At 64.2% G+C, this 26,114-nt stretch carries 23 protein-coding genes and 2 pseudogenes; 12 read left to right on the top strand and 13 right to left on the bottom strand.

The window, feature by feature from the left end:
- The first annotated feature begins 46 nt into the window (after window positions 1–46).
- The 3 genes from OIE68_RS09350 (at window position 47) to OIE68_RS09340 (ending at window position 1,384) form a co-directional block, all read left to right on the top strand.
- Window positions 47–373 (top strand): hypothetical protein, encoded by a 327-nt coding sequence (locus OIE68_RS09350; protein ID WP_327098973.1) that lies wholly within the window; start codon window positions 47–49, stop codon window positions 371–373.
- Between the two features lie 95 nt (window positions 374–468).
- Complete coding sequence (locus tag OIE68_RS09345; RefSeq protein WP_327098972.1) at window positions 469–810, top strand: hypothetical protein; 342 nt, start codon at window positions 469–471, stop codon at window positions 808–810.
- Window positions 811–871: 61 nt separating this feature from the next.
- Entirely contained in the window at window positions 872–1,384 is a 513-nt protein-coding gene (locus OIE68_RS09340) for a hypothetical protein (RefSeq protein WP_327098971.1), read from the top strand.
- A gap of 113 nt (window positions 1,385–1,497) precedes the next feature.
- Here OIE68_RS09340 and OIE68_RS09335 read toward each other — a convergent pair whose 3' ends face one another.
- The 6 genes and pseudogenes from OIE68_RS09335 to OIE68_RS09310 form a co-directional block, all read right to left on the bottom strand.
- Window positions 1,498–1,839 (bottom strand): hypothetical protein, encoded by a 342-nt coding sequence (locus OIE68_RS09335; RefSeq protein WP_327098970.1) that lies wholly within the window; start codon window positions 1,837–1,839, stop codon window positions 1,498–1,500.
- Between the two features lie 602 nt (window positions 1,840–2,441).
- Window positions 2,442–2,657 carry an oxygenase MpaB family protein gene (locus tag OIE68_RS09330; protein ID WP_327098969.1) on the bottom strand — a complete coding sequence of 72 codons (216 nt, stop codon included), beginning with the start codon at window positions 2,655–2,657 and terminating at the stop codon, window positions 2,442–2,444.
- A 4-nt stretch (window positions 2,658–2,661) separates the two neighbouring features.
- Window positions 2,662–2,797 (bottom strand): annotated as a pseudogene (locus OIE68_RS09325) (3-keto-5-aminohexanoate cleavage protein); the annotation flags it as partial.
- On the bottom strand, window positions 2,791–4,053 hold the full coding sequence (locus tag OIE68_RS09320) for a cytochrome P450 (protein WP_327098968.1): 1,263 nt from the start codon (window positions 4,051–4,053) through the stop codon (window positions 2,791–2,793). The gene OIE68_RS09320 and the pseudogene OIE68_RS09325, both read right to left, overlap by 7 nt.
- A gap of 361 nt (window positions 4,054–4,414) precedes the next feature.
- Window positions 4,415–5,401, bottom strand: coding sequence for an AraC family transcriptional regulator (locus OIE68_RS09315; protein WP_327098967.1), 987 nt, complete (start codon window positions 5,399–5,401; stop codon window positions 4,415–4,417).
- 512 nt (window positions 5,402–5,913) lie between these two features.
- A complete protein-coding gene (locus OIE68_RS09310; protein WP_327098966.1) occupies window positions 5,914–6,354 on the bottom strand; it encodes a hypothetical protein in 441 nt (146 codons plus the stop codon).
- Window positions 6,355–6,928: 574 nt separating this feature from the next.
- On the opposite strand from OIE68_RS09310, the pseudogene OIE68_RS09305 reads away from it, so the two are divergent.
- Window positions 6,929–6,997, top strand: a pseudogene (locus OIE68_RS09305) (cold-shock protein); the annotation flags it as partial.
- A 209-nt stretch (window positions 6,998–7,206) separates the two neighbouring features.
- On the opposite strand, the gene OIE68_RS09300 reads toward OIE68_RS09305, so the two are convergent.
- The gene (locus OIE68_RS09300) at window positions 7,207–7,647 is read right to left on the bottom strand and encodes a hypothetical protein (RefSeq protein ID WP_327098965.1); all 441 of its coding nucleotides are present in this window, start codon (window positions 7,645–7,647) and stop codon (window positions 7,207–7,209) included.
- 500 nt (window positions 7,648–8,147) lie between these two features.
- Between OIE68_RS09300 and OIE68_RS09295 the strand changes: the two genes are divergently transcribed.
- Complete coding sequence (locus OIE68_RS09295; protein ID WP_327098964.1) at window positions 8,148–8,849, top strand: hypothetical protein; 702 nt, start codon at window positions 8,148–8,150, stop codon at window positions 8,847–8,849.
- Window positions 8,850–9,126: 277 nt separating this feature from the next.
- Here the strand turns inward: OIE68_RS09295 and OIE68_RS09290 are convergent, their stop codons facing one another.
- Window positions 9,127–9,693 carry a hypothetical protein gene (locus OIE68_RS09290; protein ID WP_327098963.1) on the bottom strand — a complete coding sequence of 189 codons (567 nt, stop codon included), beginning with the start codon at window positions 9,691–9,693 and terminating at the stop codon, window positions 9,127–9,129.
- 981 nt (window positions 9,694–10,674) lie between these two features.
- Window positions 10,675–10,863, bottom strand: coding sequence for a hypothetical protein (locus tag OIE68_RS09285; RefSeq protein ID WP_327098962.1), 189 nt, complete (start codon window positions 10,861–10,863; stop codon window positions 10,675–10,677).
- Between the two features lie 463 nt (window positions 10,864–11,326).
- Here OIE68_RS09285 and OIE68_RS09280 point away from each other — a divergent pair, with 463 nt between their 5' ends.
- The 5 genes from OIE68_RS09280 to OIE68_RS09260 all read left to right on the top strand — a co-directional run bounded on the left by OIE68_RS09280 (window position 11,327) and on the right by OIE68_RS09260 (window position 22,160).
- Window positions 11,327–18,916, top strand: coding sequence for a sigma factor-like helix-turn-helix DNA-binding protein (locus tag OIE68_RS09280; RefSeq protein ID WP_327098961.1), 7,590 nt, complete (start codon window positions 11,327–11,329; stop codon window positions 18,914–18,916).
- Window positions 18,913–20,304, top strand: coding sequence for a hypothetical protein (locus OIE68_RS09275; protein WP_327098960.1), 1,392 nt, complete (start codon window positions 18,913–18,915; stop codon window positions 20,302–20,304). Before OIE68_RS09280 ends, OIE68_RS09275 begins: the two co-directional genes overlap by 4 nt.
- Window positions 20,305–20,327: 23 nt before the next feature.
- Window positions 20,328–20,747 carry a YbaB/EbfC family nucleoid-associated protein gene (locus OIE68_RS09270; protein ID WP_327098959.1) on the top strand — a complete coding sequence of 140 codons (420 nt, stop codon included), beginning with the start codon at window positions 20,328–20,330 and terminating at the stop codon, window positions 20,745–20,747.
- Between the two features lie 373 nt (window positions 20,748–21,120).
- On the top strand, window positions 21,121–21,597 hold the full coding sequence (locus tag OIE68_RS09265; RefSeq protein ID WP_327098958.1) for a recombinase family protein: 477 nt from the start codon (window positions 21,121–21,123) through the stop codon (window positions 21,595–21,597).
- Complete coding sequence (locus OIE68_RS09260) at window positions 21,498–22,160, top strand: hypothetical protein (protein WP_327098957.1); 663 nt, start codon at window positions 21,498–21,500, stop codon at window positions 22,158–22,160. Before OIE68_RS09265 ends, OIE68_RS09260 begins: the two co-directional genes overlap by 100 nt.
- Window positions 22,161–22,368: 208 nt before the next feature.
- Here the strand turns inward: OIE68_RS09260 and OIE68_RS09255 are convergent, their stop codons facing one another.
- The 3 genes from OIE68_RS09255 to OIE68_RS09245 form a co-directional block, all read right to left on the bottom strand.
- Window positions 22,369–22,923 carry a hypothetical protein gene (locus tag OIE68_RS09255; RefSeq protein WP_327098956.1) on the bottom strand — a complete coding sequence of 185 codons (555 nt, stop codon included), beginning with the start codon at window positions 22,921–22,923 and terminating at the stop codon, window positions 22,369–22,371.
- A 99-nt stretch (window positions 22,924–23,022) separates the two neighbouring features.
- Complete coding sequence (locus OIE68_RS09250) at window positions 23,023–24,021, bottom strand: GlxA family transcriptional regulator (RefSeq protein WP_327098955.1); 999 nt, start codon at window positions 24,019–24,021, stop codon at window positions 23,023–23,025.
- Between the two features lie 102 nt (window positions 24,022–24,123).
- Complete coding sequence (locus OIE68_RS09245; protein WP_327098954.1) at window positions 24,124–24,996, bottom strand: alpha/beta hydrolase; 873 nt, start codon at window positions 24,994–24,996, stop codon at window positions 24,124–24,126.
- A 170-nt stretch (window positions 24,997–25,166) separates the two neighbouring features.
- Here OIE68_RS09245 and OIE68_RS09240 point away from each other — a divergent pair, with 170 nt between their 5' ends.
- Window positions 25,167–25,343: a hypothetical protein gene (locus OIE68_RS09240; RefSeq protein ID WP_327098953.1), complete on the top strand. Its 177-nt coding sequence runs from the start codon at window positions 25,167–25,169 to the stop codon at window positions 25,341–25,343.
- Window positions 25,344–25,498: 155 nt separating this feature from the next.
- On the opposite strand, the gene OIE68_RS09235 is transcribed toward OIE68_RS09240, so the two are convergent.
- Entirely contained in the window at window positions 25,499–25,768 is a 270-nt protein-coding gene (locus OIE68_RS09235) for an MFS transporter (protein ID WP_327098952.1), read from the bottom strand.
- Between OIE68_RS09235 and OIE68_RS09230 the strand changes: the two genes are divergently transcribed.
- A complete protein-coding gene (locus tag OIE68_RS09230; protein ID WP_327098951.1) occupies window positions 25,752–26,030 on the top strand; it encodes a class I SAM-dependent methyltransferase in 279 nt (92 codons plus the stop codon). The genes OIE68_RS09235 and OIE68_RS09230 overlap by 17 nt on opposite strands.
- Window positions 26,031–26,114 lie beyond the last annotated feature (84 nt).

The following is a 26,114-nucleotide window of genomic DNA, read 5'->3' as shown; positions in this document are numbered from 1 at the left end:
GATGCGGTGACGATGCGCGTCAAATCGTCCGGACTCGACTGCACAGGTGGTGTCCGGCCTGGTCTATGCGCGGGGGCAAACCACAGACGGCTCCTGGATTGGCCTGGTGGTATTTGCGATCCCGGCGCGAAGCGCGAGGGATGCGGACTCCCAAAAGGAGGGATACGACCCGGTGTACGACGCGCGGCTGTTGCGGCGCTTCATCTCTCACGAAGTCGAGACACGCATTGGGCGGGCGCTGTTGTCCGGCGACATCGACGACGGTGCCACCATCACCCTCGATGCCGACAACGGTGAACTCGTTGCACGCTTCGGACTGACGGATTACACAGATCTCCACCGGAAGGGCGGCAGCCCAGCGCCCCGGCGATAGGGTGGACTATGCGGTCATGGTCGAGCTGACCAGCTTTTTTCGATCCGCGACGGGCCCCACGCTTCGGAAGCCGCAGAAAGTGAGGAACGAGAATCATGGGTGAGCCGACAACGATAATCGCGAAGACGATCGGGAATCCGTCGGGGGAACAGTACGACAATCCCTGGCCGTTCGGGCGTCCGGCCAAGAGAGAACGCGTTGCCATCTTCGCGTTCGAAGTGACGAGCGTCGACGGAGAAGCCGAAGCTATCCGGACGTACCACGTGGGTCCCGCTGATCTGGCCGAAGAAGGAAGAATCGCGCCCCGCGCCCCGAGCCGCAGGGGTTCACGGTGCAGTGGACCGGAGTGCGGCGGAACCGTCGTTCGACCACCAACCAGTCTCGATATCGAGGCCGCGATGATGGATCTCGACCACTCCGCCGAGGCGATGTTCTAGTACGAAGTTATGCCGGACGACACGCAGCTTGTCCGGATGTCGCGCGATCGAGGAGCATGTGATGAACCAGCGACTGTTCGATTTCATCGACGAGGCTCTGCGGCAATGCTTCGATTCCGGCGCCGGGCCGTATCCGTGGTTGTGTCGAGACGACGTCGAAAGGGTGCTGTCCGACGACGCCCGATGGCGTGTGATGCACGGCCGACTTGCGGCGATGGAATGGGGCAGCGGCGAATCCACCGGCAACGTCGCTGTTACCTCGGAGCGTTTGCTGATAACACCCGACGGTCTGCTCTATGCCGCCGGATTGAGCGCGCCGTTGCGGCGAGGGGCCACTCGCCGAGTAGCGGCGGGGACAATGCTGCGGCCACTGTATTACCTGGCGACGCCGCCCCCGTTGTTCGAATCGATCGTCGACCGGGTCGGTACCACGTCAATGCTGCGGGGAGCGGTGTCTGCGGTGGACAATCGGCTCGGCCACGACCTGCTGTTTCCTTGGCCCCTCGATGCTGCGCTGCGCCGAATGCTCGATGCCCAGCCGGTTATGCGCATGGAACCCAACGGATGGCGGTAGGCACACCGCGGAAATGGATTCTCGGCCGCGCGCTGGCTGTGTCGTCTGGCGAGCCCGACCTCCAGTCCAGTAGCCAATCGCCACGCCAACTGAGTTGATGGCGACATCGATGATCACCCATCCGAGGTCAAGAGTTGTGACCTTGTCCAGTGCGGCAACTGAACGCTTTCAACTCTGCTCAGGCATCCTCTGCCCTTGCGGCCGTTCGGTATCAGCCCCACAGCGATCCGCCAGGACAGCAGGTCACCAGGGTGCCAATCCAGCGCTCGCAGAACGGCTTTGTCGACCACGCGCCCGTTGGTGTCGACCGGCCGCACGCTGTACACCGCGGTGTGCGCTGGTGGTTGCTTCACGGTCGCCATCGGCAGAACGGCACCGATTCCGGAGGCATCTCCGCCGACGAGCCCGATGGAGGAGAAGGAAGGGATCAGCGGAGATAATGTGTCATCGGTCATATCGACCACCGCCGAACGGAGCAAACCCGCAGGTGGCGATGTACGGCCAGGACAGAGTTTCCAGGCGATGCCCGGACCCGGTTTTTGGGGCATAAGGAGGGGGTATCGACCAGTACGCCAACCTGCTGCAACACCGAAAACTGCTGGTCATCGGCAAATAGCGGTGGCGTAACGATTCTGGTCCGTTTTGCCGTAGGTTCGTGCCCTCGGCGGCGCGTGTCGAACATGGGAACGGGGGCGACCTGTGGTTTTCTGCTGGTCAACTGGTGGCGGGCGACGGGATCGATGCGTCCCTGGCGTCGGGCGGCCTCGGCAGGAGAGCCACACCCAACTCGTTCCGGCCGCCATCGGTGAAGACCCGAATCAGAGCGTGGAATCTACAACAGTGGTGTTCCGCTGCGCATCCGGCGGCGTAGGTCCCAGATATAGAGATTGAGGGGAACATGCGAATCTGTTTGGGCGACTGTGACAGTGCGAAACCCAGCAGGCGTAGGACAAGGTCGTATCGGCGTCGATCACGCGCGATCCAGGGCATCTGCATTTGACCTCGCAGGGGCGTGGCAGTGCGCCAGCGACGAAGAAGCGGTGCGGGCGAGCGAATGTCAGCGCACGGGTAGCGGCATCGTCCGCAGATCGATCAGGGCATCGAAGTAGGTGCGGATGGTGGGGTCGATGTCGGCCTTGGCGAGCCCGGTGTCCCAGTACTCGGCGAACGCTGCACGGTCGGTGGGCCAACCCCAGTAGATGCACGCGGCGACCCACAACTGCAGCTTCGTCGCATTCCACCTCTCCGACGGCGAACAACACCTGCCCCTCATCACGCAACCGCAGGCAAGCGTCGAGATGGCCGGTGTCACAGATCTCGAGCTCGGGCTTGACACCGTGTTCGCGCATGCGGAACGCGAGGCGACGCACGTCCCTGGGCGGATTGCTGAACTCTCTCCCCGAAGCTCATGCTGGGGCGCCCGCGTCGCGGAACGTCACCGGCAGCGTGGCCAATGCCCGGTGGAACGGCCCTGGGCGCCAGGCGGGTTCGACGCCGGGGAGTGCCGGACGAATGTTCGGCAGCCTGTCAAGGAGTTGATCGATGGCGTCCTGGGCGACCATATATGCCAGTGATCGGGCGGGGCAGGCGTGCTGGCCGATCCCGAATGCCAGATGTGAACGGTTTCCTGTGCGGTCTTCGGTTCGGATCGAGGGGTCGTTGTTGCACGCGGCCATGCTGATCACGACGGGCTGGTGGGCGGGTAGCCAGAAGTCGTCGATCAGGATCGGCTGTCTGGGGTAAGTGATGCAGTAATTCGCCAGGGGTGGGTCGTTGAACAGCACCTCGTCGAGTGCGTCGCGCGTCGACAGGCTGCCGCCGAGCACGCTGTCGCCGAATCGATCGTCGGTGATGATCAGCAGCAACGTGTTGACGATCAAGTTGAGCTGCAACTCGATTCCCGCACCGTAGAAGGTAACCAGTTGGTGGACCAGTTCCTCCTCATCGAGGTCGGCAGGGTGTTGCAGCAGCAGTGATGCGATGTCATTGCCCGGCTCGGACCGCTTCAGTGCCACGAGTTCGCGCATAGCGTCGTACACCATCTGGTTGCCCTTGTCGGCGTCAGTGCCCTCGAACATCGCGGCCATGCCCGCGGCAACCCGCTGCCCGATCTCGTCCGGGCAGCCGACCAGGGCGCAGCAGACCTGGAATGTCAGCGGAAATGCGTACTGGCTCAACAGATCTGCTGTCCCGTCGGGTTGGAAGCCGTCGATCAGCGTGACCGCGATCTGCTGCACGACGGCGTGTAGACCGTACAGGTCGATGCCGTCGATACTCGCGGTGGTGGCTTGCCGATATCGCGCGAAATCCATTCCCGCACTGCGGCTTCCGGTGGGCCGCCACTCCATGATCGGCAATACCGGGCAGTCAGCGGGAACATTTCGCTGCCAGTGTCGCGGGTCGGCCCGAAAATGATCGGGATCGTTGAGAATGCGCAATGCGGCCCGGTAGCCGATCACCAACGTGGCAGGCACCCCCGGCGCCAGTTCCACCGCCACCAGCGAACCGAACCGCTGGCGCATCTCACGGTATGCCCGATGCGGATCGACAGCGAATTCCGGTGAGTGCAACGGCACTGGCGGCCCCTCCGAGTTCAGCGGTGAACCGTGAGCCACCGGGCAGGCCGGTGCATGAGACAAGGGTTCTTGTGCGCTCAAGGAGATTCCCATTTCACTCGTATGTCGATCTCTCCGGCACGGCGCCGAGAGGTCGTTCTCTTCCAAGGTGGCTGGTGACCCGGATCCGCTACGTCCGTCACAATTCGTTCGAGCGCCCGCACTCGCCGTCCGTCGGAGATCTGTCGGACCGTACAACGACACCGGCAGCGGCAGCGGCAGCGGCAGCGGCAGCGGCAGCGGCAGCGGCAGCGGCGCAAGGAAACTCATCATCTCCGGGGGATACAGCCTCGGTCCATGAAAGACGCTGGCAGCGCCGACCTCGCCTGCCGGAGCCCCGCCGTTCCAGCTCACGGTGGCGATTTACGTTTTCGCGTTCGCGAAGCGACGGGAGCAGGCAGACCGACTGCGACGACTACCCCGTCGCGTCGAGCGCAACCTCATCTGCGGCACCTGACCGCAGCCGTGGCGGGTCGTCGGACGACCCGGCAAGACGCCGCTGCCGGAACTCGCGCGGTGCCTCGCCGTAGCGGGCCTTGAATGCCGCAGAGAACCAGTTCGGCGTGAAACCAGTGCGTTCGGCGATTTCGGTGATCGTCATGCCCTGGGCCCCTTCACTTTCCAGCAAGTCCCGGGCCACGCGCAGTGCTTCGTCTCGGCGCACATCGCGATAGGTGGTGCCCGCCTGGTGCAGAGCGACCCGTAGTTGCCGCGGTGACCAGCCGAGTGCGTGTGCGACCGCGGGTAGCCGCACATCCGCGACCCCAACGGAGTCGCGCACGTACCGTCGCACGGCCTCCACCGTCTCGTCGAGATGCCCGCGCTGTGGGCTCGTGTCGCCCAGTGCGAGCATGCACAGCAGCTCGCTGATTCGATCACACACCGCATTGAACTCACGGTCGCTGAAGTCCGCCTGCTCGGCATGCACGTTGTGGATCAAGGTCCGGGTGACCCGGCCCAGACCGGAATCCATATCCAATGGGGTGCACCGCGAGCCGTCCACCGAGATTGCGTGGTCGATCTCGGTGCGCGGTAGCTGCAGGGCCAGCGCGCGGGGACCGGGCCGCATCCAGCACACCTGGTCGAGACCAAACAACATGGCGTGACCCCGGGGTGCTGTGATGACGCCCTCTTCTCGGCCCACGACGAAGGAGGTGTGCTGGGGGAGCACCAGCCAGTAGAACCCGTCAGCAGCTTCACGCCGGACATGACCTGGGGTGCGATAGCCAACCCGCCCGTCGGGTTCGTCCCAGCGCAGCAGGCTGTACACCGTACTCTGCTGCACGGTCAGGGTGGAGGTCCACTCGCCGAGGTGCTGTATCCGATGCCCCATCGGCACAAAGCCGTTGGTGAGTTCGGCCCATTCCTGCGCATCGTTGACGACCAACCGGTCGTATCTCATGTGACACCCTCATCCTGGATCAAACGGTGATGACTGCCCCGCTGAACAGCAGTTCGTTCGGCGCGTGACCGGGGCGAGCGAGTTGGCCATCGCCAAAACCGCATCCCGGTGTGGAGTCCTGGCGGCATGCGCAAGACTGTCCGACGAACCCTGAACTCCGCTGTTGCCGACCGGCGGAATGTCGCCGACTCCAGCAACTCCCGGACGTCGTCGTAAACACCACACCCGACGGAGGTCACTGCCGTGCAGACGCATCTGGTCGGCCCACCTATACGGAAACCCGACGTCAACTCGATTGCCTCCAGGCTCTGGCCTGACAACATGTTATCCCCGCCTCGGCTACCCCGTCGTGCCGTGCGGTTGAGACTTACGGTTTGCGCGCCTGAATGTACGGTTACGGGTATCGTCGAGGCCCTGCTGTTCGAATCCGCAACGCGCGGTACCGGTTCCACGGCCACCGAGCCCGCCGACGCCGTCGCAGACTGACCGAACACCCACCGACACGTCAACCGTCAGTTGCGCCCGCATGGCATTCGCACCCGTGGCGTGAGGCGCCGGTCCGGCCGACGCAACGACGACCAGGCCGGGGAACTGTCGAGCTGGATATCGGTGATCTGCCTGGGCCACTGCCCATCGAACAACTCGACGCGCTGGACGTTGTTCCAGCCGAACGGCATCAGATGGACCAACTCGCCGCGTTCCTCCAGCCGTTCGGTCAGCTCCGCCAACACGTCCAGCGCGTCGGCGAGTCCGGCCAGCACGTCGAATTCCGGTGCCGACCCGAGCTGTTCGGTGACCTCGGCCCAGTGTGCGAACCCATCGATCACGATGTAGGCCGAACCGGTTTGCGCCACAATGCTTTTGACGATTTCCACCGCTGCGGCAGTGATTACCCGATCGCCGAGCTGCACCCCGACCGCCAGCAGCAGGCAGTCGAAGAACGGTTTGGTCATCCCGATCTCGGACGGCGCGAGGTCGACCGCGCACGGGCTCGCCCGAGTGACCCGGTATTCGAATGTACGGCAGCGACTACTGGAAATTTTCAACGTAAACCTCGGCCGCGCAGTTGTTCCGGCGGCTAATCAGCGCCAAGTGGATGGTGGCCTAGCAGGTGGTGCTGCCGGTCTGGGCAGCGCGCTCGGGGCCGCCGGATCCGAGCACAGATGCGAATCGGACTCCCCAGAGGTGGGCAGCTGAATTAATGACTCCGTCGTAGAGCATCTCCCAGACAGGCTTCCGACGACGCTCAGCAGTCTGTACCGATCGCCAGGGGGAGCGTTTGACGCCGGGGGTTCTCGTGCCCGCAACCGCAAGATTCGGGTGCCCAAACCGTAAGTCGCTGTGGCACAGCACGACAGCAACGGTCGAGGGATAGGTTCCAGCACCAGGGGAGACCCCGATCGCCCTCGAGGCACTCGACGGCTTCGTCGTAGGGCTTCCCCACCGAGGCCATGCGCGTCCGTAGCGCGCGGGCCGAATGCATCGAGGTCCGCCTGTCGCCGATGCAGGAGTACTCGCCTGCTGGGCCAGCGCGTGGAGTTCGAGGTAGGCCGGGGTCAGAAGGGTCCGCAGGCCCAGGACGTCCGCGCTATCTGATTCAACGTGACTTGCAGAGGCTCCGCACCGTCGAGATGCGGGGCCCTTCTCGTTCGTGTGGCGGCGGCCTCGATACGAAACCTACGCTTCCGTGTCGGCGACTATCGGAATCGGGCAGGAGATGACGCTGCGGTTGTGCCGCCCGAGGTACGCATCGGACACTGGCTCGGTTCTTGCCGCGAATGCCTTGGGAGACAGATAGCCGAAAATTAGCACTTCACCGTTCTGTCCACAAGAATTCTGACACTCTCGGCCGATGATGAGGGGGATTGCCTGCTATGGGGCAGTCGTTGCACGTCGATCTGGACCGGATGCGGGCACTGGCTCCGGACCTGCTGTCCATCGCCGACGCCGCGCGGGATCGGCTGAAACAGCTGAAGTCCACGCTGGCCGACAAAGGCGAGTGCTGGGGCAATGACGAGCCCGGGCGGATCTTCGGTGACAGTTACGAGCCGGAAGCGACCGAGGGAGTCGCCGGATTCGAGCGCCTGGTCGACCGGATGCACAGGTTGGGACAAAATGTCGGCGGCACCGCCGACGTATTCGATGTCCAGGATCAGGATCTCGGCCGTTCGCTCCCCGACGCGGACCTGACGCGGTTCGATAGCCCGGGGCAGGTCGTTTTCGGTGGCGATCAGCCGGTCGGCCAACCTGGGAAACAACCGGAATCGCAACAACCCGAGCCGATTCCGTCCGCACTGGCCCGAGGAGCCGTGCCGCAGGACATCGGCCCAACGCCACCCGATCCGACCGGGACTCCCAATTTCCCTTATCAAGCGCAATATCCGGCCGACCAGCCGAATGGTTATCTCCATGCGCCCGATCAACCGGAATACGCCGATCTGGATCGGCTGGACAGCCCCGGGCTGCGCGATCCGCAACTACCACAGGACGTGCCTGACTCCGTCCCGCCGCCGATCGCCGGAAATTCGTCCCCACCCGCGGCTGCTGCCACGCCCTGGTCCGGCAAACCCGACCGTCTGTGGACCGCGGCGAACAAGACCGCGGACACACCGTGGTCGAAGCCCGGTACGCCGTGGGCTCGAAATCCGCTCAATACTCCGCCGCCGAAGAACGGGTCGAGCGCCCTCCCGCCCGGACAGGTATTTCCGCCCCGGCGCCCGCAGCCGGTCGCACGGAGCTCGTTCGAGTGCCGACCGATGCGGCGGCACTGGCCGCGGCCCAGGAGCTCGCCGATCGGTACGAACTGCGGATCGTCGGCTTCGATACCTCGGGCATCGGACAGGAGATGGTCGCCCAACTGGCCGCGGCCATCGACGACATTCTCGGCAAATACCCGTTCATCGATCTCGGCGGGATCGAGATCACCGAACTCGGCGACCGGATCTCCGAGGTGAGCCGGGATCGAGGCGATGATGGGTCGGAATCAGCGAGCACCGGGTCGCTCATCCTGCTCGACCGCGCCCTGGTGGCGAATCCGGCGCAGTTCAGCGAAAAGGTCTATGCGGCAATACAATCCGGGAACTCTGTAGCCGGATCCGAGGAGCGACCGATGTACTCGACGATCGTCGGCGACCTCGGCCGGATCATGGAGAATCAGGCGGGTCCGTCCGTCCGGCGGCTGGCACAGCGGTCCCTGATCACCGAATATCGGCGCATCAACGGCCGGTGGGACGCCAGGGACACGCTGGCCCGCATCATCGGCGGCTACCGGCGGTGGCGGGACCAATTGGGCGGCAACAGCATCGTCGACGGTCGGTTCCAGCCGCGCGCGGCGTTGATCGCGGCATTCGCCGAGGTGGAGTTGCGTGACGATGACGCGTGCGGTCCCGCGCGGGTGCTGTACCGGTTGTTGGTGGAGGGCGCGAGAGGGCGGTCGACGCCCCGGTGAGTGTCACTATCCCACCCCACTTCCCGGACTGGCTGACACGCTGGGTAATCGGCCACTTTCCGGTCGGTAGTCCCAAAGATATCCGCGCCGCGGCCGACGCCTGGGCACGCTCGGCCGAACGTCTCAAAGTCACACTGCAGCACCTCGAACGACTCGCCGACGACGTATCCGCGGCAATCCAGGGCGAGGCCGCCGACGCGATCCAGAAACAGCTGAAGACCGAGATCGCCAACACGCGCAATCAAATCGAATTCGCCGACGGCATGGCCACCCTGCTCTACGACTCCGCTAATTCGATCGAACTCGAGCAGTACATCGTCATCGGGATCGGCGCAGTCCTACTCGCCAACCTGCTCATCGACACCACCGTACCGATGAAGGCCGCCAGCGACCGCGTCGCCGCCGAGGTCGCCGCCACCACCGCCCGTCGCGATACCCTCGCGTTCCTATTCCAACGCGCGGCTGCCTTCATGGAGCGATTCCCCCACATGGCGCTCGCCATTCGCGCGACCATCATGGGCTCGGTCTCCATGGGCGGTGTCGTGGCCGGTGCGCAATACGCCCAAATCATCCAGGGCCATGGCAAACCCGGACGCCGCACCAGCATTGATTGGGGCCAGGTATGGGTGGCCGCGGCCGCCGGTGGCGCCGGTGGCCTGGTCGGCTCCCTGGCTACCCGTGCGGTGCTGCCCGCACTCACCCGCATCGGGGCCAACGCCGCGACACAAGCGGGACGCTCGACGGGACGCGCCGTGGCAGTCGTGCTCGCCAGCGCTACCGGCGGCGCAGCGGGCGGGGCCGCCGGTGCGGTGACCATGTCCGCGATCACCCACGCCAAACTCAATCTTGCCCAGATGATAATGATGGGTGCCTCCAGTGGCGCTGTCGGCGGTTTCGGAGCGGCGATGCGTGCCACCCGAGCCATGGGGGCACCGATCCGGCCACGCGAGGAAACCTTTACCGAGACCGGCCGGTCCCGCTCTGATGCCTCGCCGGACGGCCTCCCGGTCCGAGAAGCGCCCGACTGGGCCTGGCCCCACAGCAATGCCGACACACCCCGATCACACGAGAAAACCAGCCCCGAGATCGACGGGCCGCGCGACGACAGCTCGCGCGACGGACTCCCGAGCCGAACGGCACCCGAAGAGGGCGACCAGCACACCATCCGTGACGGTCACACACACCGACCGCCCAAGGACACCATCGACGAGATCAACAAGGACGAGATCGACAAGTTCGACGAGTCATACGCCGAGGCCTTTCGCAAACTCGATGAGGGCGGCGCCCCGCCGCCTTCGGATCCCCCACAGTCGCCGGGCACGCCGCAGGCCCCGCCCGCGTCGCCGACGTCCCCCGGAACGTCACCCGCACCCGGCCACGGCTGGAGCCCCTGGGACGACGCCCTGAAACTCCTCAACGAGGGAGGCTTCGAAGCCGCTCCGGCCGATCCCATGGCCACACCGGGAAGCTCGTCGCCGACCGGTCTCGGCACCGCCCAATTCCAGAGCAGCCGACCCGATTCTCCCCAGATGGGTCTCGCCGGAAATATCGTCGCCGCCGAAGGCCAGCCCAGCGCCACGCCGGGATCGGTGATGACGATGACGATGAGTGCCAACACCCATGCCGAGAACAACACCCACTTCGGCACCGCTAAAGATTTGGGCGGCACCGGCAACGGACCTGGAGTTACGGCGGGACCACCTGTCGCACATGGGGGTTCACCGACTGGCGGCGGACCGGGTCCACACTCGAACACAGCGGGACACGGGCCCGGCGAACTGCCGCCCAGCCCCGACGAAGCCAGCATCCTCCACCTCGACTTCGACTACGAGCCGGTTGCCAACGAGCCCGCCACACCGGCCGGTACCTCCCCTGCGGCGACGCCGCACGTCGCTAGCGCCACACCGGTCGAACCGGTGCCGGGCAGCGGGCCCGGTTCGACGCCGTCGGCCAGCTCGGCGGAGACGAAGAGCCCAACCACACCGGTGGGCGCGTCGGCTGGTCCCGGCGGCACACCAGCAACACCCGCTCCCACACCTGCGGCCAACGCATCGCAGGCCGCACCACAAGCCAACCCACCCCAACAACCCCACGCCAACCCACAGGCCGCGCAACCCAACGCACCCCAACCGCAGGCCGCGCAAGCCAATCCACCGCAACCCCACGCCACACCACAAGGCGCACAGGCCAACTCGCCACAACAGCCACAGGCCGCCACACCGTCCCCAGGCGCGGCTGCGAACAACTCTGCATCCCAAGCGATCCCATTGGCACCATTGGCTGGCGCAGCGGCACTGAGCGGGCATGGGCCATCGAATCCCGATTCCGTCACAGGACTGTCGGCACCCCCGCCGGCGATGTCCGGTGGGCAGCCCACCGACAACGACCAAACCACCAGCGATCCCGAGGAATTCCCCGACCGCATCGGCACCATCGTCACACCCCCGATGCCCAGCTACGTCCCCGCCCAACCACAGGTGGACGAGTTTCCGAACAAAGAAGTCGACGAATACACCAAACCACCAGGCACCACCTACAAAATCCCCGGCCAACCCGACCCACCGGACGGCCCACCCCCCAACGCAATCCCGATCGTCCTGCACCCCACCACCCCGGCTCTTCCCGACACCGGACCCGCCATACCACTGACCGACCGCCCACAGGTCCCGATCCCCGACACCGCCGTCCCCGGCGCACCCGCCGAAAACGACCAGGACGAGCAAAAACCCCGCGTCCACGACTCCGAACCACCGCTGCCCCGCCACAACAACACACCCGCACCACACCTACCCGCCACACCCGCCGACCGCCCCACCGAACTCAATCCCCCCTCCCACTACGCCACCACACCCAACCCCCAAACCCCCGGCGCCCCAACCGATCCCACCGCCACCCCCCAAAACCACGACAGCACCCAGTACATCCCCGACCCCACCGTCCAACCCACCCGCGGCGGCACCCCCGCCACCACCCTCGCCGGGCCATTGCCGCAACCAGTGGTCCCGGCGCGCCCGGTCCCGATGGCCTCGGCTTCGGCCAACGACCCCAAAAAACGCAAACGCAAACAGGAGACGCCACCGGAATCACCTGCGCCGGTACCGACAACGCCGCCACAGCCGAAGCCCAAAAAGCGTCCCGGCAAAGGACAGCCACCGCCGCAACCCGCGGCCGAACCGCCGCCAACGCCCACATCCGGGCCGCCGACACCCGCCGCTGCACCGAAACCTCGTAAGCGCAGCAGCTCGTCTACGCCACCTATCCGCGAACTGTTCATCGTCCGCCAAGACGGCGAAGATACCGGGGTCGTAGGTGAGGAAGGACCGCGAGTCCGCCCCGCCGGACGTGCCCGCGCATGGGTGCGGTCGCTGCCGCAGAAGTTCCCCTGGCTCACCGAGGATCTGGTCGACACCGCGGAACTGCTGGTCTCGGAGACGGTGGCGAATTCGCTGCGGTGGACCAAGCACGAGGTCGCGGTCATTCTCACCGTGACGGATACCGACGACGTCCGTCAGGTCCGGTTCACGGTCACCGACAAGAGCTCAGTCGTCCCGGAAAGCACCGACATGCCCGACTGGGACGCCGAATGCGGCCGCGGCGGCCCGTTAGTAGACATGCTGTCGGCCGACCACGGAACCATCGTGCAGGACAACGGCACCGGCAAATCCACCTGGTTCGAACTGCATCAGCCGCACGGTGGCCCATCAGACCTCGGCATCCCGAGCGCCGCTCCGGACAACGACGATTCCGGTTCCGACGCAGCCTCCCCACCATCACCGCCCGAGCCAACGCCGACGCCATTCGAAACCAATTCCGCAGCAACCGAAGACTTGCCCGCACCCGACCGCGGACTGTCCACGCCCCCACCCGCCTCAAACACTGCGAATCCAATTGTGCCGGAACATGAACCGGATGGTTCGCCGACGAGCTCCCGAAAGCCCGGACCCCGGCCAACACTTCCGGCCGCCACACCGTTCGGTGAGCGCCACGCCGAGCAGGCCGTAAAGCGTCGCCGAAGGCGACGTGACAACAATCCTGGAACCGCTCTACCCGTGGAGAAAACAGCCGAAATCGTTGATGCCCTGGCGAACGCCGACTGGCTGCTCGCGCCGATCCGGAAGGCGGTCCGAGACAATCAGAATGCGATGGCCGACAGTATCGGGACCCTCCCGGAAACACAGCGGGCAACACTGTATTACCGATTCGTACAAGGGCTTTCGGCCGAAGCAACAGCCGAGACATTGGGCAGGACCATCGGGGCAACGAAAGCCCTGCAGTCGCGTGCCCTGCAGACGATCTCCGAGGTGCTACCCGGGGATCAGGCCGCGCTGCTCAGGCCGCCGATGGGTCGCAGGCGCGCGGCAACGAGTGTGCCGCCCACGCCGGCGCAACCGAATCCGGAGCTGATCGCGCCCGAACCTGCCGACCCTGTCACGGCAATCGATAATGAGATACGCGATCTCGAGCATGCGCTCGGCATTGAAACCGATGCCGAGCGCATGCTGGAGATCGCGCTGTATCAGGAGGGCATCTTCTGGCGCACCGCTATTGCGGCGGAACAGGTTCGGCCCGAACTGCTATTCGGGCAGACAGAGTGGTTGAGCTGGCTGGATGCCAGGAAGTACGCACAGAAACATCTCGATGACGAGTTGACTGTGGACTTCATTCTGGAGTTGCATCGCAGACTCGGGTCGCGGATTCAACCGGACGACACCGGAAAATTCCACATCGCGAAGAACAAGCACTGGGGTGTGCTGTCGCGGCCGCTCACCGAAAGCGAGCGTGGCGATTTTCACGGCCGGTTGACCAGAGTTCTGCTCTATTGGGCGCTGGAAAAGGCCGGGGTACCACCCAGCGCCATACCGGACTTCGACGAGGACCTCTACGGTTCCGCGGCAGACTGGACGGAGACGATTAGGGCCGGCAGCATGCAGTACCGGCTGTTGAAGGGTGGGCTCGCTCAGCTGGGCAGGACGGTTCCCCCGGTGATCCTGGCGAATCTCGAGTATGCCCGGGATCGATATCGGCAAATGAACGGCAGGCGTTCACCTTTCGTGCCGGGAGAGCTCCACGATGGCGTAGCTTGCAAAAGGCTGCTCGCGATCTTGGAAGGGGCGGGCCCGCTTCCTGACGATAGCGAGCTCGTACACGCGATCATCGACAAGCCACTACGCGCTGAGGATGCCACGCCGAGTCGAGACGCCCCGCTGAAGCATCACCCCATCACGAATGGTGATCCGCCGCCGTCCGTCATCGGCAATCGAGTGGCTACCGACGGAGCCGACATCTCGAAGGCCTCCCCCCGCAATCCATCTGAGCAGTCCGCGACGCCATGGGGCGGTCGCGGGTCGAGCGACACTCCGGTTGCTTCGCCGGGCGCCCCACGTGCCCGGGGAGCGATGCCATTCGACCCGGTGCTGATGGCCGGCAACAACGGCACAGACGTGGAGATCGATCACGCGGTCGCCCGCCGGCGCAATGGACGCAACGACGGAGCGTGGGCGGTATTCAATCGTTTCGGCGTGGACAACGCAGGGCAGCACGATGGGAGGAAGAGGCGGGACAAGGGTGTGGCCGCCGAGGCCGCGCCGACACCGTGGAACCACCGCCGATCCGCCGAGAAGAACAAGACTCCGATGAAGTCGGATTTCCAGAGAACGCCGGGCACCGACAAAGTCGCGGCGCCGGACAGCGCGCTCGAGCCCGAGAACCACACGACGCCCGATACGAACAACAGTAATACACAGCAAGGTTCGCCGAGACCAGCCGCTGAGTCGATACCCGAACCTGACGCCATTGGATCGAATACCCACGCACATTCACCGAAGCCCACGACCGAGAGTTCTGCACAAGGGAATTCGCCACATACCGCGCACAAGTCCGATAGCCGGACCCAAGCGGGCCCAGCACTTGCGCCGGGCTCGCCCATCGGTGCGGCTCGTGCTCCGCAGTCCGGAAATCCCAAACAGTCAAAGACCGTTCAGCAGGCAAAAGAGTCCCCGGCTGCAGCAGCGCCCGGTTCGCCGGAACCGGGCGTTCCCGGCGCCCCTGGCCACGGAGCGTTGTCGCCGGAGCAGTCGCAGCAGGGGCCTGGCGCCGCACCGCAGCCCGATCCATACAAGTGGGACCCGGGCCGAGACTGGGTAGCGACAGAGCACGTCAGCGTGTTGGGTGTTGTCCACGCGTTCGAGCAGTTGAATCCCGCTACAAAGGTGTCGTTCCAGCCGGGGGTCGACCTGAGGAGGGCCCAGGAGGCCCTGCAGACGATTCACGATCATCTCACGAAACATCCGATGGTTGTCATTCGCGAGTTGGCACTCACCAGCTTTGAGGACGGCCGGATTTACGACGGATTTCCGCATGTTTCCGACGGGCAGGTTGTTACCGGCCGGCTACAGTTGGACGTCGATTATGTTATCCGCGAAAAAGAAAAAGAAGACCGCAGTCTCACCATTGAAGAAGTGTGGCAATGTGCTACCGAAATGTTCGCAGACGCGCTGATGTTCGCCACGTGCTGGCGAGCGGAAGCGCAGGCGGAAACCGCATTGCGAAAGACCCACGAGAGGCGTGCTGCTACCGAGAGCCCGGTCGACTTCGACAAATGGCTCCAGACCCAGTTCACCAAGGCATGCTTCTTCAACAAGAAATCTCTGCGTGACCTGGATATTCGACAAGCGTTTCGGCAATCATTCGCAGCCAAAGAATATTGGTTCAACCCGAGCCCCGGCGAATATGCGTTATATTCGCTGCTGACTACGCTGGCGCGACAACTGCATGGCATGACGCTGCCACCCGAGCGAGTGCTGACGGCCGCGGAACTGGCGTCGATGGAGGAGGGAGCAGAGATCGCGCGCGGTCTGGAACACGACTTAGGCGTGAAGGCTGTCGGGCTCGCAGGCCCGGATCTCGACCTCGACGCCCTCCGGCAGTTCGCCCAGGCAATGCGGGAGCTTCTCACCAAAAACCCCGGCCTACTTGCTCCGGACCCTGAGCACCATCGCCCTGTAATCGGAGTCGATATGCCTTCGAGGTACACGACCATGATTTGGACCAGGTCGCAGGAAATCGATGGTCGACGCCAGGTAACCGGTTTTTGGCTCAGTGAGCGCTATGCGATGAGCCTGTCCTTGTTTCAGCAGGATGTGCAGAGGTCGGTGGATTCTCAATGGCTTTCGGCGGACAGTGAACAGGCGTTCAAAAGTATCGCATTCCACGAAGAAGGCCACTGGTTTCATAACCTGAGCGGGTTGAAATATATCCCGGAAGCGGACTATCAAAACATCATGAGCGCACTTGTCGCTCTTTTTGTTCGGACGTCGCTGTCTACCACGATGGATACATTCCCGGCTTGGCTCCGGCGAGAACTCAGCGGATATAGCTTTCAAAGGCGCGAGACCAAGCATAAGGCCTCCGAAACTCCGAAAGAGCAAGAAGGCGCCGACGCGGTCGCGCTACGCGAGTTGTACGCGGAAGCGAACATGGCAGTGAATATGCACGGTTCACGGGCAACGGACGCCCAAAAGCTGGTGCACTCGCATCTGATGGCTGCTTACGAGCGGCAGAAGCAGTCGGAACATGACGCTGGTGGTGTTCGATCGGAAGGGGGCGAGGATGGATTGACGGCTGCCCCCCACAAGCCATCTGAGCGGTCCGTGACGCCATGGAGCGGTGCTGGCTCGGTGAACGCCGAGAATCGACCGGCCGATCGTCATTCTGCGACGGACGGTGACGTACGCGCCACGCAACAGGCCGGGCGCGATGCCGGTGGCACGGCGTCGGCACCGACCGATGGCCAATCGAAGCCAGGGCGGGCGGGCGACACTCCGGTTGCTTCGCCCGCTGCCCCACGCGGCCGGGGAGCGATGCCATTCGACCCGGTGCAGATGGCCGGTGACAACGGCAGGGACGTGGAGATCGATCACGCAGTCGCCCGCCGGCGCAATGGACGCAACGCCGGAGCGTGGGCGGTATTCAATCGCTTCGCAGGTGAGAACGCAGGGCAGCACGACGGGAGGAAGAGGCCGGACAAGGGCGCGGCCGCCGAGGCCGCACCGACACCGTGGAGCCGCCGATCCGCCGACACCGCCGCCGTTCCCGCGCGGCCGCAAACGGTGCAGGTTCTGTCCCAGACTCCCGACGATCTCGAGATGCAGATCAGGTGGCAGCGGGCGCTGCGCGACGACGCCGCCACCGAACGCGGCCTCGACCCGGCCATGCTGACCCCGAACTCGCTGGCGCTGGAATGGCTGCGCATTCGTGCAGAGGCGGCACGTGACGAACTGGCCGAATCGCTCGGGGTGGACAGGGGGGAACTGTATCCGCGTCTGGTGCGTCATGCCCTCGATGAGCTACAGGCTGGGCTGAACTACTTGCACGACGAGGGCTGGCTTCGAGTGAGCCGGGAACGTCCCGCCACCGAGGTCATGGCATGGATCGGGCGCTTCGTGCGGCAGATAGCCGCAGAGCAGGAAGCAACTACCCAGCAACAGAAAAACCACCTGAAACTGATCCGCGACGAGTTGCATTCGAATCTGCACGAAATATTGGGAACAAGATGGGAGCTGGGACGGGCCTCCATATTTGCCATCGACTGGAAATTTGATATCGGTAAGGTGAATGACAAACGCGAGCTGTTGCTCGGGCAATCGTGGAGACCGTTCGAGAACAACCCGATGGGAAATCTGAGGCGCTACGGTCATGTCGCCGGTATTCCTGAGATCTTACACCTGGCCGATGCGGTCGAGTGCTTCGAAGCGGCCACCCTCGTGCAGCACGCGGATGAATTCAATCGTTTATCGGCGATGGCCGAGGCGGGCACGGGAATGTCACGCACAGTAGCTCGGTTCGATTCTTCCACTCGACAGGAATTCGTCGCGCCGGTGCCGATGCGCGACGAATTCCTCCGCAACTTCCCGAGAATCCCGGTGGAACAGGCTTTCTCCAGCATAGCGGATATCGGCCGGTCTTTTTCGTTGGATCCCTACGGATTGCGATTGACGGCCCAGGCCTATGATGTCGCGTCCGAATTCATTGCTCCGTTTCATAAGTGGGTCGGCGAGAGCATGCTGCACCGACTGCGTCCACGCGCGGCTGAGAATCCGCTGTGGCGGTGCATGTTCGCCGCCCGAGACGGGCATATAATAGCGGCTGCCATACGAAATATAGATCCCGTTTTCTTCGCAAAGTTCTGCCGTGAGGTCGGCTATTCGTCCAAGGTGATCGAGATGGTGGCACGCGATTTCGAACGTCTCACCGGAAAGAAGCTGCCGTTACCCAAGACTTTCCGATCCGGTTTGAGCGAAGAGGCGGAGGCGCTGGTCTCCGGCACGTATCGAAATTTCGTAAAACATATGAGGTCGGAGGGGATTGATCTCGAACTTCCCGGCAGTGCATACACCATCGTGGACGACGCGCTCCGCGGCAGGATGGAAGAAGTGGTGAAACACGTATTCACCGAACCCGAAATAACGGGAGAATACACAATTCTCACCATTCACCCCGACGACCCGCATCCGAACAGCAAGAGGGGTCATCTCTTCCATCTACCGGCAAGTCATTGGCAGGGAGGTTCCGGGTTGACTCGCTACGTGCCCGCGGAAGAGAGGCTGACATTCCTCGCCAACCCGGCGGTCTGGATATTCGAGGAACTCGGCCAAGGACCGGCGCACACGGTCGAAACCATCACCGAGAACGGACCGGACCAGCGCCGGGCGCCCAAGACGCGGTTTTCGCGTGACAGATTCCCACCCGACCTCGATGAGATGGCTCGCGAGCCGCGGGTTGTCCAAGCGATGAAAACCGCAGTCTTGCTGGCTACGGCGCACTATGCGCGGGATGGCGGCCAGGGGGATGTGCGTCCGTTCCTCCGGCAGTCACGATCGTGGGTCCTGCAGGACGGCAACACGGATCCGCGGTTCTTCGCGCTGGCCTCGGCCTTGGTGCCCCGGTTTCAGGGTGTCCAGGAAGGCTGGCTCGTCCCCGACGCGCGCCCGACCCGGCCGAAGCTGCCGACTGGCGGCAATGCAGGCGAGACGTTTGCGCCGACACGAACAAGAAAGGCTGCACCATGACCGAGATGTCGATCGATACCACCATTGATCAGCGACTTGTCGACGAGTTGACGGCGCACGGCCCCACGGGTTGGCGTCGGCTGGACGCGGTATTCGCGATGACGGTCGTGACCGAAGCTGCCGACCTCGTGTATTCTGTTGCCTCGCAAAGAATGTCGGTGCGCGCCCCGGAGGCAGTGCTCACTCTCGTGCGGCGGTTGCGGACCGGGGCGGCGGCGATGCCGCAGGGCCCGTGGTGGCGAATGTTATTGATAATGAACAACTCCGGTGAGATGGATGTCACCTACGACTACGGCGCGGAGCCGTTCCCACCAGAGCAGCTGTTCGCGCCGGAGGCCTACCGGGCCGATCTGGCGGCGTTTCCGCGCGACAAGCTGCCGGTATGGCTGGGCGCCTATCTCGGACACGAGGACCGTCAGCAGCGGACCGTGCAGCAAGCCGCGGCGGGTGCCCGCGCCGATTGGGACGGGCAGGTGTGGGCAACTCTCGCCGAGCATGAATTTCCCCCGCTCCCAATGCTGTTGGCGCGCTGGACGACCATCGCCGCGGCATTCGTTGCCGCCCGATCGGATTGGGGACCACGGATGCTCCCGTCGGCAGGTGTTTTCGAGGGTGACGCGCGTAGTGGTTCGACGGTGCACGTGCTGCCGGGCGACCGGGCCGTGCTGTCGGGTGGGGTGTGGAACGCACCGAGCTTGGATGCGGTGTACAACGGTGGCGAGCCCATGCCGAAACTCTTCGCGGGCGCGCCGGATTGGGTGGCGAACCCGGTGTTGAATCCGCGGGCTGCCGCGGGTCTGCTGTCGTTCTGCTATTGGTGGGAGGCCGGGCATTGGTACCGGGGTCAATCGCCGTCGGCGCGAGAGTGCGCCGAGGCTGTGCCCGGGGTGTGGAGCGCCGACTCCGTGAGCGCGATCATCGCCGGTCTCGCCGCCGCACCGGGCAGTGATATCTCTGCCGCGGCAACGGCTCTGGTTTCCTCGGCGGAAGCGGGCAGGGTGACTCGCGAGGACCTGGCCGCGGTTTTCGGTGACAACGAGCGGCACGATATCGATGGCGCGCTCTACCAGTATTCGATCATGGGGCTGGCCCCGGCACCACCTCGCCGGATGCCGGAGCGGCTGGCGATCGCACGGGTCGGCGACTACATCATCGGGAACCGGTACGACACCACCGGATATCCATTATCGGAGTTGGTCGCTCACCGGATCAGTGCCGGATGGATGGTTCATGTGCCGGTGCCGGAGGGCGAGATCTCGATCGGCCGGGCGATCTTCTATATCGCCGACGATGGCGTGGTCGAGCAGTCGTCGTCCTCGGTCCCGCCGGCAAAATTTGTGGTGGGGTTCGAGGAACGCTTTTCCGAGCGCCGGCAATCGGCACTCTGAGAACCGAAGGAGAACAGCAACCGATGGAGCAATGGGAGAGCGACGGACCGTGTTCGGCCGGTGAGGGGATGCGCAATCAGATCAACCACATCCTCGACACCCTCGCCGAACAACGCGCGCACGTCACCGCGGTGCGCGAGAAGCTGGCCGCTGTGCGATCCACCACGAATTCAGCCGATGGTCTGGTCGAGGTCACAGTCGACGGTTCGGGTGTGTTGGTGGATGTAAAGTTCGCGCCGAAAGCCTTCGGTACCGGTCGCCGGGAACTCGCACGTTCGGTCACCGAGGCGGGACAGGAAGCCGCGCGACTGGCGCGCGTTCGCAATGAGGAGATCATCGCCCCGATCACGGCTGCCGCGGCAGCAATGCCCGATCTACCCGATCTGCTGCCCGGTGCGCCGAGCCTGCGTGAACTGCGTGGGCCTCGGCGGCACGCCCGCTGAATGCGCTCGCTCCGCGAGTACTTCGGCGCAGAGATGAGTTGCAGCTCCGTCTGCACCACGTATGCCGGACCAATGGGAACGGCCCCGGAACGCTTCCGAGGCGAACACCCGACCCCGATCGCTCAGGACCAACTCGAACTCCGGCTGATCGCCATGATCTCGCTGCTGGCGCACTACGCTGCCGATACCGACAGTGCCGACGAATGCCAGCTCCAAGCCCAGCTGCTGCTGACCGAAGAGCAGAGCAGGCCAGGGGTGCCGTTCGTGCCTGCGATCATCTGCCAGCCCATCGGTGGCCCTCTCGACGACTACATGACACCTCTCGGGTATAGGCATCTTCGCCATTGCGCAGCGCCTGACAGTCGACGAGATCTTGTGCCCCTCGGCTCACGACCGCAAGCGCAATTCGCATCGGGCGGGTGCTGCCTGGTCCAAGAGTGCTGTCCGGGCGATCCTCGGCAATCCCCGCTACACCGGTCACGAGGTGTGGAACAAGCAGCGCAAGCAGGAGTCGCTCATCGACGTGGACGACGTCGCCCTCGGCCACGACACTCGGCTGGCATGGAACGCGAAAACCGACTGGGTCCATTCCGATCAGCCCGTGCACGACCCGATCATCACGAAAGACACCTTCGAGCAGGTGCAGGCTCGATTCGCATCGCGAAGCCCACGATCACCCCGGGCGGTAGTCCGTCGCACTCACCCCTATGCGTTCAAGGGCCTCATGAGACACGACACCTGCGGACGAAGATGCAGGGAAACTGGTTCCACGGCGCGGCCCTCTACGGTGCCGCTATCCACAGGAATACGCCCGCCAACAGTCTCGAACACCCCACCAATGTCTTTCTGAAAGAAGACATGCTTATCGACCCCATCGACAACTGGCTTGCAGAGGTTTTCGAACCCGAAAGGGTCGAATACACGCTGACTCAGTTGGAGGCTGCTCAACCCGATGCGACGGCGACATCGGACCCACTACGCCGATCGATCGCCGAATGCGACCGCAAACTTGCCAGACATCGCGCCGCTCTGGAAGCCAGTGCGGACCCCGCTATGGTCGCCGCGTGGAGCAGCGACATACACCGCGAACGGACCGTCCTGGCCGCTCAACTTACCGCCGCGACGAATCACGCCGTCCATGCCCAACGAATGAGCCGCGACGAAATCCGTCAACTGGTGGATGCACTAGGTGGAATCCTGGCGATACTGCGGGCTGCCGACCCCGGCGACAAGCTGGAGGTATACCGAGAACTGGGACTGAAACTAACCTACAACCACGACGACCACGCAGTTACGGCCGAAACGAACCCACGGCCACGTGTTCGCGTACTGTCTGTGTCCGGAGGGGTATCGACCACTACGCCAACCTGCTGCAACACCGAAAACTGCTGGTCATCGGCAAATAGCGCGTGACGGTTCTGGTCCGGTGTGCCGTGGGTTCGTGGCCGGGCGGGGCACTATAAGGATGGGACCGGTTCTGACTGTCGATTTTTCAGGGGAACGCTGATAATCCAAGAAACGTTCGCGCACTTGGGATGAGGGATCGTTCTTCCCAGGAGCGGGACCTAGTGGGAATCACGAGACATCACGAACTCCTGTGGGGGCAGGGGTTCGAGTCCCCTTAGCTCCACCTTGGCTTACTAGAACACGGCGCTAAGTCGATGCCGTGTAGCAGGACGTCAACGCCGCCGCTTCTTTGTGAAGCGGTGGCGTTGTTGATTTCCGCGGGCCGGGGGTTTGCATCTGTGGCGGGGGTGGGGTGTTCGGTTTGCTGCGTGTGCTGGATGGCGTGGAGGCGGCCGAATGGCTCTCGAAGGCTGTGGTCGGTGATCTGCTCGTCGTCGATGTACAGCGCGTGGAAGATCGTCTGGTTGAGCATCCGACGCTGTTGGTCGTTGCATCGGCGACATAACTCTTGGGGGTCTTCGAGTAGTTCGAGTGCCACTTCGATGAGTCGGGCGCTGTCGGAGAGGTTCTCGGTTGTGGTGGTCATCCGCTCGGTCAGGCGTTGGCGGTCGCGTGCTATCTCCCGAAGTTTGGCTTTGATCTTCGGCTGGGGAGTGGTGGCGTCGGCGGCCAGCTCGATCAGGTTGTCTTCGCGGGTGTCCAGTGCTTGCAGCTCGGTGGTGAGTTGTTTGTGGAGTAGTCGCTCGGCGACGTTCTGTTCGTCGATCACGCTGCCGATGTGCGCCCGGACTTCGATGATGAACTCCGGGCTTGAATCCCCCCGGTGAGTCCGGGGACGAGCACCAACTCCCCACTTCGAGCACATCGCTCAATGTTGGGCGGTGACGGCGAAGTGTTGTCGGTAGGTGTTGGGGGTGGTGGCGAGGTGCCGGGAGATGACTCGGTGGAGTGTCTCGCCGTGCCTGTAGCCGACGGCGCGAGCGATGGCGTCGATGGTCAGGTCGGAGGTCTCCAGCAGCCTGCGTGCCGCCTCGACTCGCAGGTGCTCCACGAAAGCCGCTGGTGTGCAGCCGGTTTCGGTTCGGAAAGTGCGGGCAAAGGTGCGGTCGCTCATGCCTGCGCGTCGCGCGAGCATCGAGACGCCGAGGTCGTGGTGAAGGTTATCGGGCAGCCATTGTTGGATGGCGCGAATAGCTGGGGTGCGTGCGGGCTGGGCGCGCAACTGGGCGCTGAATTGTGCTTGCCCGCCAGGGCGTCTGGTGAATACGACGAAGAAGCGCGCTATGAGCTGGGCGACCTCGGCCCCGCAGTCTTCTTCGACCAGCGCCAGGGCGAGGTCGATGCCTGCCGTGCCGCCTGCCGAGGTCCATCGGTTGCGGTCGTGGACGTAGATCCGGTCGGGCTCGACAGTCACGCGCGGATACCGTTGGGCCAGTAGGTCGCACGAGCCCCAGTGGGTCGTGGCGCGATATCCGTCGAGTAGGCCTGCCGCAGCCAGGAGCAGGGCGCCGGCGCAGACCGAGGTCACCCTACGCGCGCGCCGAGCAATTTTAGGCAGCGCGCGAGGGACTTCCGCCGAGGTAGCCGGGGCAAACGCGCCGAATCCTCCGACCACGATCATCGTGTCGATCGGATCGTCCCGGTCGGCGAGCGCATGCAGCGAGTCGTCGGCCGTTACCTGGATGCCGCCTGCGGCGCGGACTGGACGCCCCTGTGGCGACACTGTCACCAGCCGATAGAAGGGTTTGTTGAGAACATTGTTGACCATGGCCAACACATCGATCGGCCCGGCCAACTCGATCAACTGGAAGTCGTCGTAGAGCACGAAGACGACGGTCCGTGCTGGTGAGGTGGGCGGTGTACTCACCGGTCCATCATTGCCGCAATCGCGCGTGACCGCTACAGCCAGATTCTGACTGCGGCGGTCACGCGGTCGCAGGAGTGCATGGCACGACTGCGGGATCATCGGTCAGCCAACCTGCCGTGGCTGAACATGCCGAGCGTGTTCCGCGAGGAACGGCACGATCAAGTCGGCGACCTGGGCGCCGAACTGGGAGTGCGGGTAGTGGCCGCCGTGCTCCACCATCACGACGCGCCCGAGCCCAGCAGGCATCGTCGCCACGATGGCCTCCCCTTCGGCGCGAGGATCGACGAAGTCAGGTTCTGCTGCGCCCATAATGATCAGCGCCGGGCACTGGACGTTGGCCAGTTGATCGTGTGCGTCGGCCGGTGTGGTCGCCCCTGTCTTCATGAATTCGGCCATCCGGCCGGGCTGATGCAACGAGGTGAACACCTGCTCCAGGTACTGCTCGAAGTCGTCGGGCTTGATCGGGTATGCCACGTTCAGGTAGCTGCGCCACGCGCGGTAGCTGTGCAGTGACATCGTTGTGGCTATCCGCACCATGCCACGGCGGTAGCGGCCAACCGTGACCAACGCGCTCGCGTTCAGGCTCTGCCGCAACGTAAATGGGTTGATTTCAACGATCCCCGACACCAACTCCGGTGCCGTGGCCGCGGCGATCGTGGCAGCCCCACCGGACAGCGAGTGTCCGACGATCACTGCGGGGCCACCGAAATGCCGGATGACATCGAGCAGGTCATTGGCGACGTCGGTGCGGCTGATGGCCGGTCCCCCGACCACCGAGGGCCAGTTCATGCTGGACTCGCCGTGCCCGCGCATATCGGTGTTCACCACGCGATATCCAGCGCCCGCCAGTCGCGGCGCGACATCGCGATAGTCCTGGCGCAGCGTGCCCATACCGTGCGACAACACCACCAGCGGTCCTTCGCCGATTACGTCGCACGCGATGTGCCCATTTTCTAGTGCTATCAACTCGGTCATCGATCCCACCTTCCCTGTTGTTCGATCCGGGACTGCTCGAATTGAACGCTGGTCTAGGGATCATGTCGGTACCGTTGGCAGCTCCAGTCAGATTCTCGGCAGAGACGGCTAAGTGTGCCTACCAGCCGTCGCGAGGGAGCCGGCGCGACCTTACCGATTAGGATCTCAATGTGACGATCAATGAGGACCTGGTCGACGCAGTTGTGGACCTCGTCAAATCAGGTTCGCCATCGCCATCCGTGCTGATTCCGAAGACCGAACACGCCAAAGGACAGAGAGGTTCTGCCGTGTCCCGGTTTCGCTTGGCCGTCCTCGGCGGCGCAATCGTCCTGCTCATCGCTGGCTGAACCAGCGAACGGCCGGAAGTCTGCCACGAGAACTTCTGTTCCGGTCCGGCGTATTGGCCGGAGACCGCCACCTGGGCGGTGACCGCCCCGCCTAGAGCCCGCGAAGACCGCCGCCGTCGCCCGGCCGCGCTCTCCGTCCGGTGCGTACCGTGCCGCTACCATGGGACCTGCGACCACACCAGGCCGTGTGTGACCGCCGCCACGCCGTGTGCCAGTGCCGCCGCCGTGAAGTTCGGAGCCAGACCAAATGCGACCTGCGAGAGGGCCAGTAGCACAAGGGATACCGTGAGGGCGCGGCGCCGGTCCAGCTGCCGGGAGGCCCACACCGCGGGTAGCGTCGCCGCCCCGGCCGCGATCGCGTACGCGGTGAGCAGGAGACCGGCCGTGGCGGGGGCGACGTGCAAACCGATGGCGAGATCGTTCAATGCGCCGATCGGGAACGCCGAACAGATGCGACAGGCCGGAGCTCGCGCCACGGGCATCGACGGCAGCGAGGCTCTGTTGACCACTGCGCGATCGCACTACCCCGAAATCGACTTCCATCAACACGATCTCACGCTCGGCCTGCCCGACCCGGCCCACCGATACGACAGGATCGTCGCGCACATGGTTCTCATGGACGTGCCCGTTCTGGACCGCCTGCTCACCGATGTCGCGGCCGCGTTGCGCGACGGAGCTCACCGATGACGAACACGAAACCTACTTCGGCCGCGACCGCACCCCACACGAACCCATGAAATTCGACCAGTAGTCATCGCCCTTCGGAATACG

The organism is Nocardia vinacea, assembly GCF_035920345.1.
In the GTDB taxonomy this organism is placed as follows: Bacteria; Actinomycetota; Actinomycetes; order Mycobacteriales; family Mycobacteriaceae; genus Nocardia; species Nocardia vinacea_A.
This window is presented reverse-complemented; position numbering and strand designations above follow the sequence as displayed.

Excerpts from the sequence above, each read along its gene's own strand:
- OIE68_RS09270 (WP_327098959.1), top strand. The coding sequence starts at position 20,328 with ATGGAGCAATGGGAGAGCGACGGACCGTGTTCGGCCGGTGAGGGGATG.
- OIE68_RS09230 (WP_327098951.1), top strand. The coding sequence starts at position 25,752 with ATGGCGAGATCGTTCAATGCGCCGATCGGGAACGCCGAACAGATGCGA.
- OIE68_RS09320 (WP_327098968.1), bottom strand. The coding sequence starts at position 4,053 with ATGGGAATCTCCTTGAGCGCACAAGAACCCTTGTCTCATGCACCGGCC.
- OIE68_RS09310 (WP_327098966.1), bottom strand. The coding sequence starts at position 6,354 with ATGACCAAACCGTTCTTCGACTGCCTGCTGCTGGCGGTCGGGGTGCAG.
- OIE68_RS09275 (WP_327098960.1), top strand. The coding sequence starts at position 18,913 with ATGACCGAGATGTCGATCGATACCACCATTGATCAGCGACTTGTCGAC.
- OIE68_RS09260 (WP_327098957.1), top strand. The coding sequence starts at position 21,498 with ATGCAGGGAAACTGGTTCCACGGCGCGGCCCTCTACGGTGCCGCTATC.
- OIE68_RS09345 (WP_327098972.1), top strand. The coding sequence starts at position 469 with ATGGGTGAGCCGACAACGATAATCGCGAAGACGATCGGGAATCCGTCG.
- OIE68_RS09335 (WP_327098970.1), bottom strand. The coding sequence starts at position 1,839 with ATGACCGATGACACATTATCTCCGCTGATCCCTTCCTTCTCCTCCATC.
- OIE68_RS09315 (WP_327098967.1), bottom strand. The coding sequence starts at position 5,401 with ATGAGATACGACCGGTTGGTCGTCAACGATGCGCAGGAATGGGCCGAA.
- OIE68_RS09330 (WP_327098969.1), bottom strand. The coding sequence starts at position 2,657 with ATGAGGGGCAGGTGTTGTTCGCCGTCGGAGAGGTGGAATGCGACGAAG.
- OIE68_RS09340 (WP_327098971.1), top strand. The coding sequence starts at position 872 with ATGAACCAGCGACTGTTCGATTTCATCGACGAGGCTCTGCGGCAATGC.
- OIE68_RS09245 (WP_327098954.1), bottom strand. The coding sequence starts at position 24,996 with ATGACCGAGTTGATAGCACTAGAAAATGGGCACATCGCGTGCGACGTA.